Here is a 17,540-nt window from a genome sequence, read left to right on the forward strand (position 1 = left end):
TATCATGCATTTCATCCCATATATCTATTATAAATCCATTTAATATTTTAAAAACACAGATAAAAAAGATATTGACACTACGATTTTACAGTGCTAACATTCAACATGTAATTGAATATGGTCTCTGTTAGGTGAGGCTCCTGTATAGAGAAACGCTGCTGCCCAAAAATGTCGAGAGACGCCAATGGGTCAACAGGAAAGGTCGGAATGAAGGCCTTTTTTAACGTAGCTGGTTTCAGTACCTATGCTATACAGTGCTAAAACTCAACGAGGGAGAGGTGCATGTATTTTGTCATACACAAAAACTGTTTTTATTTATGTCTACTAGCAGTCTTTGTTGTGGACTCTTTTAACTGCGAATTCAGACCTTTACTCGTTTTGAGTAAAGGTCTTTTTACGTCTATATGCACCTTACTATGAAACAAACATAGCATATTCAGAAACTACTAAATTGTACGGAGGTGAGGAACAGTTGGCAATTGATGATTCGGCCCAGATACCCATACGTTTTACATTCATATTTCATCATGTAGGTAGGAAAGAAACTGTTCCTCACCATTTCAAATAGTTAGGTAACAGATTGTTTCCTCCTTCATGACAGAGGAGGAACTACCGATGTTTAATTTACAAAGACAAGAAACAAAGCATGCTTATGAGCAAGATAGCATGAAAACAAATAACGAATTATTAGTGGAGGTTGCAACACAAGATATAAGCTCTGCGTTAAAACTTTTAGAAACATCTCAAGATGGATTATCTAAACAAGAAGCGTCTCGTAGACTTTCTTTATATGGCCCGAACGAAATAGCTCATAATAAAATGGCACCGTGGTACATTCAGCTTCTGTTAGCATTTAAAAATCCATTTATTTTCGTTTTATTAGCTCTTGGAGCACTCTCCTTTTTCACGGATGATATGCAAGGAACAATTGTCGTATCTGTAATGGTCCTACTTAGTGCAACGATTCGGTTTTCCCAAGAATTTCGTTCTCAAAAAGCTGCCGATAAGTTAAAAGCTATGGTTCGAACAACTGCGAGCGTATTTAGAATAAATGGATTTGTACATGAAATAAAAAATGTAACGAATTTAAATCGAAATTACACAACAGAAATTCCAATTGAGGAACTTGTACCTGGCGATATTATTTCCCTTTCAGCAGGTGATATCGTTCCAGCCGATGTGCGTATTGTATCCGCTAAAGATTTATTTGTTAATCAATCTTCTTTAACAGGGGAAGCACTTCCTGTAGAAAAATACGAAAACTGCTACCATACAGAAAATAAGCATATCTTACCGAAAAACATGAAAAAAAATTACAATCCACTCGATATGGAAAACCTTTGCTTCATGGGAACAAATATTGTAAGTGGTAGCGCAAAAGCTGTTGTCATCTCAACAAGTACCGATACGTATTTCGGCTCTTTAGCAAATAAGGTAATCGGAAAGCGGGTAGAAACAAGCTTTGATAAAGGTGTAAACAAAGTAAGCTGGCTCTTAATTACATTCATGCTTATTATGGCGCCTATTGTCCTTCTCATTAACGGATTCACAAAAGGAGATTGGCAAGAAGCTTTCTTCTTCGCTATTGCCGTGGCTGTTGGCCTTACACCTGAAATGTTGCCAATGATTGTAACTGCTAATTTAGCTAAAGGTGCCGTTAACATGTCTAAACAAAAAGTAATTGTGAAGCAACTAAATTCTATTCAAAACTTAGGTGCTATGAATATTCTTTGTACAGATAAAACCGGAACTTTAACAGAAGATAACGTTATCCTTGTTCGTCACTTAGATCCTAATGGAAATAAATGCAATCGCGTCTTGCAATTTGCCTATTTAAATAGTTTCTATCAAACTGGATTGAAAAACTTAATAGATAAAGCTGTTATTAAGCATACAGAGGAAAACAATACATTTGACCCATCAGCTTTTCAAAAGCTAGATGAAATTCCATTCGATTTCGCCCGCCGGCGTATGTCAGTCATCGTAAAAGATATTTCAGGTGAACATACAATGGTTTGTAAAGGTGCCGTAGAAGAAATTTTATCAATTTGCAACTACACTGAAGTGGATAAAAAAATCGTTACACTCACTGAGGAAATACGCTCAAATGTCAAAAAACTAAGCGAGACATTGAATAGTGAAGGTATGCGGGTTATTGCTGTGGCTTATAAAAAAGATAGAAACATAAATGATAAAGAGTACGCAGTAAAAGACGAAACTGATATGATTCTCGCTGGATATATCGGCTTTTTAGATCCCCCGAAACCATCTGCATCAGCTGCAATTCAAGCATTACAAAAGCATGGTGTACAAGTGAAAATTTTAACTGGCGATAACGAAATTGTTACACGAAAAGTTTGTAAAGAAGTTGGATTAGATATCGGCGAACCAATCCTCGGTTACGAGATTGATTCTTTACCCGATAAAGCATTAGCAAAACTTGCTGAAGAAACGACTGTATTTGCGAAGCTTAATCCAATGCAAAAATCTCGCATTATACAAGCATTACAAGGTAACAGACACACTGTAGGTTACATGGGAGACGGCATTAACGATGCTGTAGCATTACGTGAAGCTGATGTCGGAATATCTGTTGATACTGCTACTGATATTGCGAAAGAAGCTTCTGATATTATTCTACTCGAAAAAAGTTTAACTATATTAGAAGCCGGGATTGTAGAAGGACGTACTACATTCGGAAATATTTTAAAATATATTAAGATGACAGCTAGCTCTAACTTCGGTAATGTGTTTAGCGTGTTAGTAGCAAGTGCTTTCATTCCTTTTTTACCGATGCTTGCCATTCATCTTTTAATTCAAAACTTACTTTATGATATTTCACAACTTTCTATTCCATGGGACAAAATGGATAAAGAGTTTCTAGAAAAACCCCGAAAATGGGATACTGCAAACTTACGAAACTTCATTATTTGTATCGGCCCAATTAGTTCCATATTTGATATTATCACATACGTAGTCATGTGGAATGTATTTGGCGCAAATACACCGAGCGAGCAATCATTATTCCAGTCCGGTTGGTTTGTGGTTGGATTGTTAACACAAACTTTAATTGTTCACATGATACGAACACAGAAGATTCCATTTATTCAAAGCGCTGCATCAACACCCGTCGTTTTATTAACCGCTCTTATTATGGCAATCGGGATTTATATTCCATTCTCACCACTTGGTGTAGCCGTTGGTTTACAAGCATTGCCACTTAGCTACTTCCCTTGGTTAGTAGGAATACTATTAGGCTACGCTTTTTTAACACAATTCCTGAAAAAGCTTTATATTAAAAAGTTTCATAGCTGGTTGTAAAAATAAGAATGAGTGGGTATTCCCCGCTCATTCTAAAAGACATAACACATATTTATATATGGAGGTGACCATGATGGTATGGTACGACATTATATTCAGATTAGTTATAGCAATTATTGTAGGAGCTTGCATCGGAATGGAAAGACAATGGAGACATCGAATGGCTGGGTTACGGACAAATGCTCTCGTATCACTTGGTGCCTGTATATTTGTTTTATTATCTGTCATGCTTGATCATGATGCTAGCCCCTCACGCATTGCTGCTCAAGTCGTTAGTGGCATTGGTTTTTTAGGGGGTGGCGTTATTATCCGCGATGGTTTTAGTATTAGAGGGCTAAATACGGCAGCTACTTTATGGTGTGCAGCTGCTGTCGGTACTCTTACAGGCGCCGGTTTCCTCGTTGCAGCTATATTAGGTGCAGCCGGCGTGTTACTAGCAAATATACTTCTTCGTCCAATTGCTCTTTTTATGAATAAAAAATCAAAAGAAGAATCACCTGAACAAACGAACTACTTACTTTCCCTTACTTGTTCAGAAGAAAATGAAGCACATATTCGTTTTTTACTTATGCATATGGTAAGTACAGAAGGGCTCAGTTTAAAAGAGTTGTATAGTGAAGATGTAGATTCTAATCAAAAAGTTTGTATACAGGCTACATTACATTGCAAGACAAATGCAGCTATCTTAATTGAAAAAATAGTAAGTAGAATGCTATTAGAATCTGGCGTTACTGGAGCTGGATGGAAGACTTCTTTAGATTTAGAAGCGAGTTAAATAGGAAAGGTGTCATGATTTTTACTACTTCATGACACCTTCTACATAAATTTATTTTCTAACTTTTGTTGAAACGACTTCTCTTGCTTACGTAATAGTTGACTACCTCGTTGTAAAAGTGGTGTTCCATACTTATCATTAATTTGATCAATGACAGCAAGTAGCGGTTCTTTTTTTGCATCCTCTTCAAATGAAAACAAATCTAATTGTTTCACCGATTCTGTCTTCCACTCTATTTCAGTAGCTGTAACACCTAGTAAACGAACGGAATCACCATCCCAATGTTGCTTCCATAAACGGGATGCTGCTTGAAAAATATCGCGTTCTTCCCAAATCGCATTTTTCAATTGCTTACTCCGTGTTACTGTTCGCCTATCATGGTATTTAATCATAATTTGAATATTATAGCTGACAAGGGTTCGCTTTTGTAACCTTTTACTCACTGACTTTGATAAACGTTCTAACATATCAAGTAATTCTTTCTCTTCATCCATATCCTTTGAAAAAGTCATCGAGTTACCGACACTTTTATGCTGTCCCATTTGACTCGGATCCACTTCCCTATCATCCATACCTTTTGCACGCCTTTGCAAATCAACACCGTGCTTGCCAATTTTAGCGCGAATGATATGCTCGTCTCCCTTTGCCAACTGTTCAATTGTCTGTATATGAATATCATTTAATTTTTCAGCTGTTTTCTCACCAATTCCATGCATTGCTCCAACTGGACGTGGCCAAATCAGTTCTGGAATATCGCGTTTTCGAAGCACGGTAATACCAAGTGGTTTTTTCATATCTGAAGCGGTCTTTGCTAGGAAAAGATTTGGAGCGATTCCAATACTACACGGAAGCTGCAACTCTGTTAATAGTGCTTGTTGAATCATCTTTGCTATTTCAAGAGGAGAACCAAGTGCGTAGCAATCTGTAATATCTAAATATCCTTCATCTATTGAGACTGGTTGTATCTTTTCTGTAAAACGGGAAAGGACTTGAAACATTTGAAATGAAGCTTCGCGATATAATGCGAAATTAGGACGCCTTACAACTAATTGCGGGCATAACCTTTTCGCTTCCCAAAGGGGCATCGTCGTACGTATTCCGTATTCTCTCGCCTCATAACTACATGTTATAATAATTCCTTTTCTCTCTTTTTCATTTCCAGCAACCGCTAATGGCTTTCCTTGTAATGATGGATCATGAGCAATTTCAACAGATGCGAAAAAGCAATTCATATCTACATGTAAAATTACACGACCATTTTTCGGATACATTTCTCGCATAGTACTCACCCCCTAATCAGAACGTTCGTTCTTTTATTATATCAAATTTTGCACAATAGTTATAATAATTACTTGTTCTTTTTTATAATCCATATAAAGAGGATACACATGTGAAAGAGGCTGATTATGGTGAAATTAACTATATGTTCCTTGTAGTTATATTAATCATCATAATTAATTATTTACTCCTTCCAATTTTCAACATGAATACGTTTGGATTTTTCTCTCGTCTAATATTATATACTGCTATGATTTTTCTTGTATTGGCTTATACGCCTTGTAAAAACAATCGAATCAAAATAAAAAGCGTGTAAATCACAATTGATTTACACGCTTTTTCTATTCTATTACTTCGCTACTTCTTCAATAATTGCAACAACTAATTCTGCTGTTTTTGCTAACTCTTCAACAGGAATCTTCTCGTTTGTTGTATGAATTTCTTCATAACCAACTGCCAAGTTAACTGTTGGGATACCGTGTCCTGCAATTACGTTTGCATCACTTCCGCCACCACTTTGGTGAAGAGAAGGTGTACGACCAATTTTTTCAGCTGCACGTTTTGCAACTTCTACAACGTGATCGCCATCAGCAAATTTAAATCCTGGGTACATAACGTTTACTTCAACGTCTGCATGACCACCCATTTCTTTTGCAGTTGTTTCAAATGCTTCTTTCATTTTCGCAACTTGTGCTTCCATTTTCTCATTGATTAAAGAACGAGCTTCTGCAAAGATTTGTACATGATCGCAAACGATATTCGTTTGTGTACCACCTTCAAAACGTCCAATGTTTGCAGTCGTTTCAGAGTCAATGCGACCAAGTGGCATCTTCGCAATTGCTTTCGCTGCGATAGTAATTGCAGATACACCTTTCTCCGGTGCTACACCAGCGTGAGCTGTTTTCCCGCGAATAATTGCGTTCACTTTCGCTTGTGTTGGAGCTGCAACAACGATTTCACCAACTTTTCCATCGCTATCTAATGCGTAGCCATACTTCGCTGTAATACGCTCACGATCTAAAGCTTTTGCACCAACAAGACCTGATTCTTCTCCGACTGTAATAATAAATTCAATTTTACCGTGAGAGATATTTTTCTCTTTTAAAACACGGATTGCTTCGAACATTGATGCTAATCCAGCTTTATCATCCGCGCCCAAAATTGTTGTACCATCTGATACGATATATCCATCTTTAATAGAAGGCTTAATTCCATTACCAGGAACTACTGTATCCATATGAGAAGTAAAGTAAATTGTATCAACACCATCTTTTGTTGCTGGTAAAGTACAAATTAAGTTACCTGCACCATGACCAGTTACAGCCATTGTGTCATCTTCAAATACTTCTACACCTAAATCTGTAAATTTCTTCGTTAATACTTTGCAGATTTCTGCTTCAAATTTCGTTTCAGAATCTACTTGTACTAATTCCATAAATTCATTTACTAAACGTTCTTGATTAATCATAAGACTGCGCCTCCTGCACTACCATTATGTATGTAACACTATTAATTATAACAGAATTTCGCAAAAGTTTCGAAATACAAGACAAAAAACAGATGGTTTACATGTCTAGATAACCATCTGCTTTCTATTACTCATTTAACAATACCCAGCGCATATGATCCTCCCACACGCCATTTACCATTAACATCTTCCTAGACACGCCTTCATATTGAAAGCCTATCTTCGTCACTACTTGTATAGATGCTAAATTACGAGGCATAATCGGAGCTTCTATACGATGTAACTGAAATCCCTCAAAAGCAACTTGAATTGCTTTTCTAAGCGCTTCTGTCGTATACCCTTTGTTTAACTCTGCTTTATCTAATTTATAACCGAGTACACAAGATTGATAAATGCCACGAACGATTAAATTAAATGAAATACACCCAATTATTTTCGTATCATCACCCTTTTTAAAAATCCATAGTCTGATGATTTTCCCTTCTTCGAACTCTTTTCTATCCTTTTGCAACTTTTTCTTTTGATAATCTAGCGTAAAAAAATCATCCGGTCTATACTCTTCCCAAGCTTTTAAAAACTCACGATTTCTGTCGTAATATTGAAGAACTGTTTCAGCATACGACTCATCAATTTCCTTTAAATATAAACGATCTGTTTCGTATATTTTCATCATCGTATCTCCATTCTTCAGCTTGCCCAACTAAAAATTAACAATATACCCTTTTACTATATTCTCTACACACACTCAAATTTCCTGTTATATTTTGCAACCCCTTCCCGAATTTTGTCCTTACTCTCCCCTTGTCCATAATTTCATTTCTCGTTACAATGAAATTGTACTGATTTGCAAGGAGGTATAACGATGCATAAAAAAGCTCAAAAAATTATGGTTTATGTGATGCTAATTTCTATGCTTGTAACAACATTACTTGCTGGCGCGAGTATGTTTTGGTAAAAAGGGCGATGTGTTCGTCCTTTTTTTACTTTTTACACATGACAAAATAAACCATCTCGACATCGAGATGGTTTATTTTATATAAAACACAATCGCTACAATACTAAAGGAAAATGACATTACAAGTGCTATTACAAAACTTGTATATTGCTTCTGCTGAAATGCCCCAATAACAAAAGTGAGATTAAGTAATGCCATACATACAATCGCTACAAGATAAGAACATATATTAAAAGTTGCCAATATGAATGTAATAACAAATAGAAATCCCATAAAAAACTGCATATACGAAAGTTTTGGATTCAAGTACATATGAGCAACCCCTTTATCTAATTTTATCTTTCTATACTTTCATTAACGCATGGTTATGTACACATGTCAAGACAACTTATTACAATAGAAAAAGCCAACCTTTTCGTTGGCTTCTTCATATGCAACGGCTCCTTTTTCTTTTGCCAATTGCTGAAATGATTTTTTCGATTTCACAATCCATACTTTCGTTCCAATTGGAATACGATCAAACAAATATTCCACATCGTTTTTCTTCATTCTTATACATCCTTGTGAAATATACTTTCCAATTGAACTCGGTTGGTTTGTTCCATGTATTCCATATTTACTTCCATCAGTTCCTCTTGCATTAAATCCAATCCACCTTGATCCAAGTGGATTTTTTGGCGATCCACCTGGAATATCCTTCGCAATGTAATACGGATCCTTCGCTTTCATTACAACATCAAAAGTTCCTTCTGGAGTTAATTCATTCGTTTTCCCTGTCGCTACTGGAAAAACCTTTTGAATCTTTCCATCGTCAATGTAAGCTAATTTATTCGTTGCTTTATTTACAATAATAAAAGGATCTCCGGCACGTGGATTATCCCCAAGAGGCCAAATCGGTGATAAAGAAAGACATAATATGATAGAGAGAAGATACGGCATAGATAATTCCTACCTTCTATATAAGTTCTTTTATATTATCCTTTCCCTTAAAGCGACTTTTAATGAGTAAATATTGTTCCATTTCATACACAAGTTGAACAAGTTTCGCACGTATCTCAAATTCTTCGCGTGTAGCTGGCAATGGCATGTCTCTAAATAATTCCCTCATTTCTTGAAGCTGCCTTAAGGAAATAACGCCTGTACTCTCAGGGCTAATAGCATTACCAATGTTTTCAACAACATCTGCAATCATGTCAGCTTGTTCATACGTCCACGATAAAGAAGCTGCTAATGGTATCATTCGCTCTAAAATTTCGAATTGTTGCATACGCATATTAAAATAACGATAGTAATAATCATCTTCTCGCATAAATGCATTCTCAAGTTTTTTAAACGATAAATCTCTTGCTTCATTTAACATATTCTCGGTTTCAATGAGTTCTGCTCCACTCCAACTACTTTCTCGATTTCGTAAATACACAACCATTTCAAACAAAATCGTTTTAAAATTACTCTCTATTTTATCCTGATACTCTTTTAGCTTATTTTCACTACTCGGCATATACATATTTACTAATAACGCCACGCTAATTCCTATTGTTAATATAGCAATTTCATTTCCAACTATAAGCCATGTAATTTGCTTCAATGAATATAGATGCATAACAATAACTGAACTCGTGACAATACCTTCTTGAATTTTAAGCATTACTGCAGTCGGAATAAATGTAAGTAACAATATACTAATTGCAAGTGGTGTATAGCCGATCGTTTCAAAAATACAAAACGCGAATACCATTGATAATACACACGCTAGAAAACGATGTAACGACACTTGAAGCGATTTGCGCTTCGTATTTTGTACACATAAAATAACTAAAATACCTGCTGAACTATAAAATTCTAATCCTAATAACTGAGCAATAAAAACTGCCGCGCCTGTCCCTATTGCTGTTTTTACTGTACGGTATCCAATTTTGAACATATCATTGCTCCTATATGTATAAACGTATTTACAGCTAGTATAAAAAAGGATGACACAATGTCATCCTTTTCTACTTATTATTCACATAACCTTTTCATATTACAATATTTTTTGTAAAAATTGTTGCGCACGTTCACTTTTCGGCGCTGCAAAAAATTCTTCTGGCGCACTATCTTCTACAAGCTTTCCTCCGTCCAAGAAAAGAACACGATCTGCCACTTCTTTTGCAAAGCCCATTTCATGTGTAACAATAGCCATCGTCATTCCTGTCGTAACTAACGATTTCATAACTTCTAACACTTCTTTCACCATCTCTGGATCTAGCGCCGATGTCGGTTCATCAAATAACATAACTTCCGGTTCCATCGCTAACGCTCTTGCAATTGCTACACGTTGCTTTTGTCCTCCCGACAAACGATTCGGATACGTATTTTTTTTATCTACTAATCCAACCTTTTCTAAAAGTTTCTCAGCTTTCTTTTCAGCTTCTTGCTTCGTTACCCCTTTTACATTGATAGGGGCATACGTAATATTTTCTAATACAGTCATATGAGGAAATAAGTGAAAATGCTGAAATACCATACCGACATTTTCACGAACATGCATAACATTCGTTTTCGGATTCGTTACTTCTTCCGTTCCAATCCAAATGTGACCATCCGTTGGTGCTTCTAACATATTCATACAACGTAAAAATGTTGATTTTCCTGATCCAGAAGGTCCTATAATTGCAACTACTTCCCCTTTTTCAATCGTTGTTGTAATTCCTTTTAATACTTCGTTTTTACCAAATGATTTATGAAGGTTTTCAATTTTAATCACTTTTCTTCATTCTCCCTTCAATTGCCTTCCCGACTAATGTAAGAATAATGACTAACATATAATAAATCAGTCCAACAAAAAGTAATGGTTCAAGATATTTAAATGTCTCACCACCTACAATGTAAGCACGACGCATTAAATCAGTCGCGCCTATTACTGTTACTACAGCTGATTCTTTCGTAAGTGTCGCAAATTCGTTCACAAGCGCTGGTAATATATTTTTTAATGCTTGAGGGAAAATAATATTTCTCATCATTTTTCCATATGGTATCCCTAAAGCCATTGCTGCTTCTGTTTGTCCTTTATCAACTGCTTGAATACCAGCACGAATTACTTCTGACATGTATGCACCTGAATTCAAGCTAAATGCAAGTACAGCTGCTAAGAATGCTGGTATTTCATAACCAATTATTTGCGGGACACCGAAATAAATAATCATTAATTGCAATACAAGTGGTGTACCACGAAAAATTGATGTATAAAAATCTGCTGCTATATTTAATGCTCGTATTCTAGCAATTTTACAAAGTGCTAATAACGTTCCTAAAATAAATCCTGCTAAAGCTGATACCGCTACAATTTTCAAAGTAACTTCTAAACCTTTTAGTATATATGGTATCGAAGGCGTAATCGCCGAAAAATCTAAGTTCATTCTTTTCATTCCCCTCACAGAAAAGTGAAAGGCAGCTTATTTTCCGCTGCCAAACCATTTCTTCACTAATTTATCCATTTCTCCATTTTCTTGCATTTTTTTAATTACTTTATTAAATTCAGCTGTTTTATCACTGTTTTTCGGAAGGGCAATTGCTGCTCCAACTTCTTCTGGCGCTTCTTTAATTTCAATTCCTTGTAAATCTTTCATTTTCTCTAAATAATTTTTAGCAACTGTGTCTTCTATAATTGCAGCGTCAAAACGACCAGCTTTAATTTCTTGTACGATTTCTGGTATACGGTCACGTCCCTCAACTTGGAAATCTACTTGTTTTTTAAATTCTGCCGCTTTCTCTTCTTGAATAGATCCTGTTTGTACCCCTACTTTTTTCCCTTTTAAATCCTCTACAGATTTAATGTTAGAATCCTTTTTAGAAACAACCATATTTTTCGCAACAAAATAAATATCTGTAAAATCAACATTATTTTTACGCTCTGCAGTTGGCGTCATGCCTGCCATTACGAAATCAACTTTTCCTGAACTAAGAGATGCTAATAAACCACCAAAATCCATATCTTTCACTTTCACTTCATACCCAAGTTCTTTTCCGATATATTTAGCAACATCAACATCAAAACCAATAATTTCATCACTTTTTGAAGCTTCCACGTATTCATATGGTTTATAATCTGCTGAAGTCCCCATTACGAGTACTTTCTTATTTCCTTTTGTTTCTTTCGATTCCCCATTACTACAAGCGCTGAATATACTTACAATTAAAATAAGTGCAAACGATATTGATACTAACTTCTTCATCTTTCTTCCCCCTAATAATGTATATTTAAAAGTTTAATAGAATATTTATTCGATGTTTGTATTGTATCAGCACTTTTATTTTTATGCAATATATAAAATAAAAATAAATAATAAAACAATATAAATGCTATTTGTTATGTATAAAATAATGCATAAAATAACATAACTATGCATATCTCTGAAATTTTAATAATAAATAAAAAAGGCGGCACATCCACTTGATTGTGGACGTGCCGCCTTTTCTCTTATTTTTTATAGTTCTTCACAATTCTCTTCAAAATGTGATTGTAGTTTCGCAATAACTTGCATCGGTTCATGACCTTCAATTTCATGACGCTCTACCATCGTTACAATTTTTCCATCTTTTAATAAAGCAAATGATGGAGAAGAAGGTGGATACCCTTCGAAATATTCACGTGCTCTTGCTGTCGCTTCTTTATCTTGACCTGCAAACACCGTTACAAGGTGGTTAGGACGTTTATCATAATGTACGGAATGCGCAGCAGCAGGACGAGCAATACCACCTGCACAACCACATACAGAGTTTACCATTACAAGTGTTGTTCCATTTCTTTTAAACGCTTCTTCTACCGCTTCTGGCGTCGTCAATTCTGTATATCCAGCAGAGACAATCTCTTCACGCGCTTGGCGGACAACATCATTCATAAAAAAGTTAAAATTAATCACTCTTTTCCCTCCTCTAAAACTACCTATTTGTATCTTACCAGTTAATGTTTATGAAATACAAGTAAGTTTACGTGTATTTAAGTATAGAAAAGGAGTTAGAGCAATTGCTCTAACACCTTTTCTTTAATGACCACGATGTTTTTGCTTTGCTTTTTGTACTTTAATTAAACGTCTTCTTTCTTTTTCAGCTTCTCGCTTCTCCTTAGACTGCACTTTCTTTTCTTGTTTATGCAATTCATAAGATAAACTAATCGCCTCTTGCGCCTTAGTAAAACGTTTAACATTTGTTTCTTTTGCTGCTTGTCGTATGATACGCTTTATGTTTTTAGGACGCTGTTTTTCTTTAACTTCTACACCACATTTTGCAAAATGCTGAAAATGCTCTAAAAGTGAACTATTCACAAACATAAGCACTTCTTCATCTGACGGTTCCGCTCCAAAAATATACCTTGCTCCATACAATTTCCCTTGTTCTTTACATGTAATGATTCCAACAAAAAATTGGCCATCGTGATATACTGTCAACTCCATTGACAGCCCCTCCTTTAAAAAATTAGAAATACGGGACATCCCGGAGGGGAAGGTTACTGACATGAAATCATGCGTCTGGACTACCAACCAGAGCTGTGTTTTTGTATTTCTTTCACTTTTATTATATCTTTTTTTCCATAATCTTCATATATTCAACAATCATTTTTTTATGCGATCCTACAATATAGTCAGGTAGTTCTGTTACTGAAAAGAATTTAAGCTGAACTGCTTCTTCTTTATTCATAACAAAATCCCCTTCGTATTCATCCGTATAATAGGCGGTTGTTACAGATTGAAATTCATCACCGTTTGCTAATTTTGTAAAGTAGTTCGCTCCAGAAAATACATTGATTAGTCGCAAGTTCTTCACTTTTATTCCTGTCTCTTCATATACTTCACGATAAGCTGTTTCTTCTGGTGATTCACTAAGCTCCATTAGCCCGCCAGGTAGCCCCCATTTTCCGTACGGCTCTGTCCGCTGCTGCAATAAAACATAACCATTTTCATTTATAACGAGTACAACAGCACCAACTAAAATTAAAGGGCGATGACCAACTATTTTTCGTAATTCTTCTACATATCCCACCGTATCGCCTCCTTTTTCGTTGTCCACACTATTGTATCATATGTACGAAACGACAAAATGCGTATATTTTTCATTTTTTTAACAAAATATTTATTTTATGTGATTCATCTACTGTAGCTAACATAATGGATTCGACTTCTGTACTCTCCTCTAGAAATTCTCTCGCCCACGCTTCTGTTTTTCCTAATAATGCAAGAACATCTTTCTGAATCCTCCCATCCTTTACTAATACAAAAGAAACTGGAGATTTTCTTCCCGCCACTTTAAGATCAAGCCGCGAAACTGCTTCATATTCTGGATACCGAAATATAGAAACGACACCGTTCGCTTCCCATAATGCTAATTTAATCGTTTGAATATCGCTCACATTTCGCATACGAAGTTCCGAAAACAAATATTCCACGGTAATTCTCGCCTTTTTCAAATTGCTAAAATCAATGGAACCATTATGTATAAGAATGATAGGTGCTGGCTCTAAAAAGCGTCTCCATCTATCCCATTTCAGCATTAAAACTGAGCTTATAATATGAAGTACAACGAGTATGAACGTTGTAATCATCGAGCCCAGTAACCCTACTTTTTCATCAGACAATGCGTTAGAAATATTCCCACCAAGCAATAACACTAATACAACATCTAAAAAACGAAGTTGTGCGATAGACCTTTGCCCCATTGCTTTCGCAACTAATATTAAAAATATGTATGCTATAATAGCCCGAATAACCCATTCACTATTAGAAAGATGCCGTGCTCCTTCAAAAATATGCATATGCATCACTTTGCACTCCTTACCCGTCTCAAACTGCTATCCTGTTTTAGTTTGCAACGTTTATGAGCATATATGTAAAAAAGCTGGTTCGTTAAAAAACGAACCAGCTTTTTTTACTTAACTGAAAACATATATTTTTTATAAGTTTTCCGTACCGATAGTATGAGCCCCATCATAATCATATTCGAGAATAAGGAACTTCCCCCATACGATAAGAAAGGTAATGCAATACCTTTTACAGGCATTAACCCAACGATCATACCGATGTTTTGGAATATTTGAACTGTTAATATACCGATCGATCCAGCGCATAATAATGTACCAAATAAATTATCAGCGGAATAACCAATAATAATTGTTCGATATAGTAGCAACAGGAACAAGAAGACAACTAACGCTGCTACGATAAATCCACCTTCTTCGGCAATTGTAGCGAAAATAAAGTCAGTATGCTTCTCTGGGATATAGACGCTGCCTCCCCCAAACCCTTTACCTTCCATTCCTCCACTACCTACAGCTAAAATCGATTGTTGCGTTTGGTAACCTTGATCTGCATTTTCAAATGGATTTAACCAACCTACAATACGCGACTGTTGGTGAGGTTTTAGTAAAGTAACTAAATTATTATAGAAAAAATCTTGATACTTAAAGAAAATAAATATTAAAGCAGATAATATGGTCAACGGAATAACTGTACATAATGCTATCAATTTCTTTTGAATACCTGACATAAATAAAATACATGCAATAGCAGCAGCATATAAGAACACCATACCTGTATCCGGTTGACTATATACAACCGCCATAGGCGGAAGTGAAACTAGCATAATTTTACCTACTAGCTTTAAATCTGTTTGGAATGTCCTTGCCATATACTGTGCATTATGTTTCACTGCTATACTCGCTACTACAAGTAGCAATGCAATTTTGAAAAACTCAGACGGCTGAATTTGTCCAAATACCGGGAAAACAAACCATCTTTTTGCACCTAACTTTTCAGGTGTAAAACCTGATGCTGGTAATACTTTCAAAAGAATAAGTGAAGCAAACCCTGCAATATAAAGCGGCCAAGATAATTTTTGTAACTGATCTAAATCAATGCTTGCAACAAGAAGTAACAATACAACCCCAATTATGTAGTTAACACCTTGTTTCATAGCAAAGTTTGCAGCTCCATACTGTCCCGTTTGCTGACTGCTATATATAGCAGCTATACTCGTCACACATAGTGCACACAAAATTAAAATTAATTTTACATCTAAACTTTTTAGAAACTCGGTACTTCTTTTCATGACATCCTCCTGAAACATTGTTACGGCAAAAATAAAAAACCAGGAGTCAACATTCTTCATGTTTTGACGACTGATTACACATTATCTATAAAACACTTATATAGAATAACTCTCTTTTTCATACAATACAATATATTATACTACAGTTTCATCAGTAAGATTTGCCAAAAAAATTATTCTTTTCTTATTTTATATCCATATACCATATATCAGCAATGTATTTTCGTAAATTCCTAATACATAATCATTTATTGTAAGATTACTGGGAAAGGTATTTATACATATAGTAGGATGTAGATGAAGAAATACGATAATAAAAAGCTCGCATAAGCGAGCTTTTTATTAATATACAGATGTATTATTTTCTGACATGTTTTCTAAAATTTCTTTAACACGCCCTAAGAACTTACCACAAATTAAACCATCAAGTACTCGGTGATCAAGTGATAAACATAAGTTAACCATGTCACGAGCACCGAACATACCGTTATCCATAATTACTGGGCGCTTTACAATTGATTCAACTTGTAAAATAGCCGCTTGTGGGTAATTAATAATACCCATAGATTGAACAGAACCGAATGATCCTGTGTTATTAATTGTAAATGTTCCACCTTGCATTTCGTCTGCTTTTAACGATTTCGTACGTACTTTTCCTGCCAGTTCTGTAATTTCACGAGCGATACCTTTAATTGTTTTCTCGTCCGCTTGCTTAATTACTGGTACAAATAGTTCTTCCTCTGTTGCAACAGCGATAGAAAGGTTAATATCTTTCTTCTGAACAATTTTATCGCCAGCCCACATTGAATTAATTTGAGGATACTCTTTTAACGCTTGTGCTACTGCTTTTACGAAGAAAGCAAAGAACGTTAAGTTAAAGCCTTCACGCTTCTTAAAGTCACCTTTAATTGAGTTACGGTATGACACAAGGTTTGTCACATCTACTTCAATCATCATCCAAGCATGTGGTGCTTCGTGTTTACTACGTAACATGTTTGCTGCGATTGCTTTACGCACACCTGTTACTGGAATTTCGATATCTCCAGGCATTGTAGGTACAGAAACTGGTTTCGCGGCTTCTACTTTTTGCGCTACTGGTGCTGCTTTTGGTGCTTCTGGGCGAGCTTCTACTACTGCCGCTACAGCTTCCTCTTTCTTCGCCGCACCTGCTTGCGGAATATTTCCAGATTCCACTAGCTTTAAAATATCTTTACGAGTGATACGGCCGTTTGCTCCCGTACCTTCTACTAGATCTAAATCAACGTTATGCTCACCCGCAAGTTTTAACACAGCTGGTGAAAAACGTGGTTTTCCATCAGTTGGTTGTTTTACTTTCGGTGCTTTTTCAGACGTAGCTACTTCCACCTTTGGTTCTTCTTTCGTTTTTTCCTCAACAGCTGTTGCTGCTACTTCATCTGCGCCTTCTACTTGAATCACACAAACTACTTCACCTACAGCTAACGTATCACCTTCACCAGCGATTAACTCTTTTACAATCCCCGTGAAAGAAGATGGTACTTCAGCATTTACTTTATCAGTCATTACTTCTGCAAGCGGATCATACTTGTTTACGTGATCGCCAACATTAACGAGCCATTTACTAATTGTGCCCTCTGTAACGCTCTCCCCGAGCTGAGGCATTGTAATATTTTCTACAGCCATGT

The 17,540-nt window shown here is 35.9% G+C and carries 18 protein-coding genes, 1 pseudogene and 1 riboswitch; of the genes and pseudogenes, 4 read left to right on the top strand and 15 right to left on the bottom strand.

What is annotated here, in order from left to right:
- The first annotated feature begins 116 nt into the window (after positions 1 to 116).
- A riboswitch (M-box (ykoK) riboswitch) is annotated at positions 117 to 284 on the top strand.
- 331 nt (positions 285 to 615) lie between these two features.
- Positions 616 to 3,321 (top strand): magnesium-translocating P-type ATPase, encoded by a 2,706-nt coding sequence (mgtA, locus tag N2V79_RS20310; RefSeq protein WP_340720187.1) that lies wholly within the window; start codon positions 616 to 618, stop codon positions 3,319 to 3,321.
- A 73-nt stretch (positions 3,322 to 3,394) separates the two neighbouring features.
- Positions 3,395 to 4,096 (top strand): MgtC/SapB family protein, encoded by a 702-nt coding sequence (locus tag N2V79_RS20315; RefSeq protein WP_141240987.1) that lies wholly within the window; start codon positions 3,395 to 3,397, stop codon positions 4,094 to 4,096.
- A gap of 41 nt (positions 4,097 to 4,137) precedes the next feature.
- Here the strand turns inward: N2V79_RS20315 and N2V79_RS20320 are convergent, their stop codons facing one another.
- Positions 4,138 to 5,376 (bottom strand): DNA polymerase IV, encoded by a 1,239-nt coding sequence (locus N2V79_RS20320; protein WP_069356180.1) that lies wholly within the window; start codon positions 5,374 to 5,376, stop codon positions 4,138 to 4,140.
- A gap of 110 nt (positions 5,377 to 5,486) precedes the next feature.
- Here N2V79_RS20320 and N2V79_RS29245 point away from each other — a divergent pair.
- A pseudogene (locus N2V79_RS29245) lies at positions 5,487 to 5,679 on the top strand (hypothetical protein).
- A 44-nt stretch (positions 5,680 to 5,723) separates the two neighbouring features.
- On the opposite strand, the gene N2V79_RS20325 reads toward N2V79_RS29245, so the two are convergent.
- Positions 5,724 to 6,842: a tripeptidase T gene (locus N2V79_RS20325; protein ID WP_000609816.1), complete on the bottom strand. Its 1,119-nt coding sequence runs from the start codon at positions 6,840 to 6,842 to the stop codon at positions 5,724 to 5,726.
- Between the two features lie 127 nt (positions 6,843 to 6,969).
- Positions 6,970 to 7,515 carry a GNAT family N-acetyltransferase gene (locus N2V79_RS20330; RefSeq protein ID WP_025118231.1) on the bottom strand — a complete coding sequence of 182 codons (546 nt, stop codon included), beginning with the start codon at positions 7,513 to 7,515 and terminating at the stop codon, positions 6,970 to 6,972.
- 189 nt (positions 7,516 to 7,704) lie between these two features.
- Here N2V79_RS20330 and prli42 point away from each other — a divergent pair, with 189 nt between their 5' ends.
- Positions 7,705 to 7,797: a stressosome-associated protein Prli42 gene (prli42, locus tag N2V79_RS20335; RefSeq protein ID WP_000549037.1), complete on the top strand. Its 93-nt coding sequence runs from the start codon at positions 7,705 to 7,707 to the stop codon at positions 7,795 to 7,797.
- 72 nt (positions 7,798 to 7,869) lie between these two features.
- Here the strand turns inward: prli42 and N2V79_RS20340 are convergent, their stop codons facing one another.
- The 12 genes from N2V79_RS20340 to N2V79_RS20395 all read right to left on the bottom strand — a co-directional run bounded on the left by N2V79_RS20340 (position 7,870) and on the right by N2V79_RS20395 (position 17,538).
- Complete coding sequence (locus N2V79_RS20340) at positions 7,870 to 8,109, bottom strand: DUF3894 domain-containing protein (RefSeq protein WP_000281167.1); 240 nt, start codon at positions 8,107 to 8,109, stop codon at positions 7,870 to 7,872.
- 66 nt (positions 8,110 to 8,175) lie between these two features.
- Complete coding sequence (locus N2V79_RS20345; protein ID WP_001146564.1) at positions 8,176 to 8,736, bottom strand: L,D-transpeptidase; 561 nt, start codon at positions 8,734 to 8,736, stop codon at positions 8,176 to 8,178.
- Between the two features lie 16 nt (positions 8,737 to 8,752).
- On the bottom strand, positions 8,753 to 9,721 hold the full coding sequence (locus tag N2V79_RS20350) for an aromatic acid exporter family protein (RefSeq protein WP_000472671.1): 969 nt from the start codon (positions 9,719 to 9,721) through the stop codon (positions 8,753 to 8,755).
- Between the two features lie 99 nt (positions 9,722 to 9,820).
- The gene (locus tag N2V79_RS20355; RefSeq protein WP_000590203.1) at positions 9,821 to 10,543 is read right to left on the bottom strand and encodes an amino acid ABC transporter ATP-binding protein; all 723 of its coding nucleotides are present in this window, start codon (positions 10,541 to 10,543) and stop codon (positions 9,821 to 9,823) included.
- On the bottom strand, positions 10,536 to 11,195 hold the full coding sequence (locus N2V79_RS20360) for an amino acid ABC transporter permease (protein WP_001046915.1): 660 nt from the start codon (positions 11,193 to 11,195) through the stop codon (positions 10,536 to 10,538). The genes N2V79_RS20355 and N2V79_RS20360 overlap by 8 nt, the downstream gene beginning before the upstream one ends.
- Before the next feature lie 36 nt (positions 11,196 to 11,231).
- Positions 11,232 to 12,011, bottom strand: a complete 780-nt coding sequence (locus N2V79_RS20365) for a transporter substrate-binding domain-containing protein (protein ID WP_000737678.1) — start codon at positions 12,009 to 12,011, stop codon at positions 11,232 to 11,234.
- Between the two features lie 252 nt (positions 12,012 to 12,263).
- Entirely contained in the window at positions 12,264 to 12,677 is a 414-nt protein-coding gene (locus N2V79_RS20370; RefSeq protein WP_166504400.1) for a BrxA/BrxB family bacilliredoxin, read from the bottom strand.
- Positions 12,678 to 12,821: 144 nt separating this feature from the next.
- Positions 12,822 to 13,229: a YjdF family protein gene (locus tag N2V79_RS20375; RefSeq protein ID WP_000424203.1), complete on the bottom strand. Its 408-nt coding sequence runs from the start codon at positions 13,227 to 13,229 to the stop codon at positions 12,822 to 12,824.
- A gap of 121 nt (positions 13,230 to 13,350) precedes the next feature.
- Positions 13,351 to 13,815, bottom strand: coding sequence for an NUDIX hydrolase (locus tag N2V79_RS20380; protein WP_053563679.1), 465 nt, complete (start codon positions 13,813 to 13,815; stop codon positions 13,351 to 13,353).
- A gap of 70 nt (positions 13,816 to 13,885) precedes the next feature.
- Positions 13,886 to 14,590: a DUF421 domain-containing protein gene (locus tag N2V79_RS20385; protein WP_000550963.1), complete on the bottom strand. Its 705-nt coding sequence runs from the start codon at positions 14,588 to 14,590 to the stop codon at positions 13,886 to 13,888.
- 107 nt (positions 14,591 to 14,697) lie between these two features.
- Positions 14,698 to 15,876, bottom strand: coding sequence for an FtsW/RodA/SpoVE family cell cycle protein (locus N2V79_RS20390; protein ID WP_075716802.1), 1,179 nt, complete (start codon positions 15,874 to 15,876; stop codon positions 14,698 to 14,700).
- A gap of 342 nt (positions 15,877 to 16,218) precedes the next feature.
- Positions 16,219 to 17,538 (bottom strand): dihydrolipoamide acetyltransferase family protein, encoded by a 1,320-nt coding sequence (locus tag N2V79_RS20395; protein WP_048655603.1) that lies wholly within the window; start codon positions 17,536 to 17,538, stop codon positions 16,219 to 16,221.
- Positions 17,539 to 17,540 lie beyond the last annotated feature (2 nt).

Source organism: Bacillus sp. CH_70, from assembly GCF_038007045.1.
GTDB lineage: Bacteria > Bacillota > Bacilli > Bacillales > Bacillaceae_G > Bacillus_A > Bacillus_A cereus.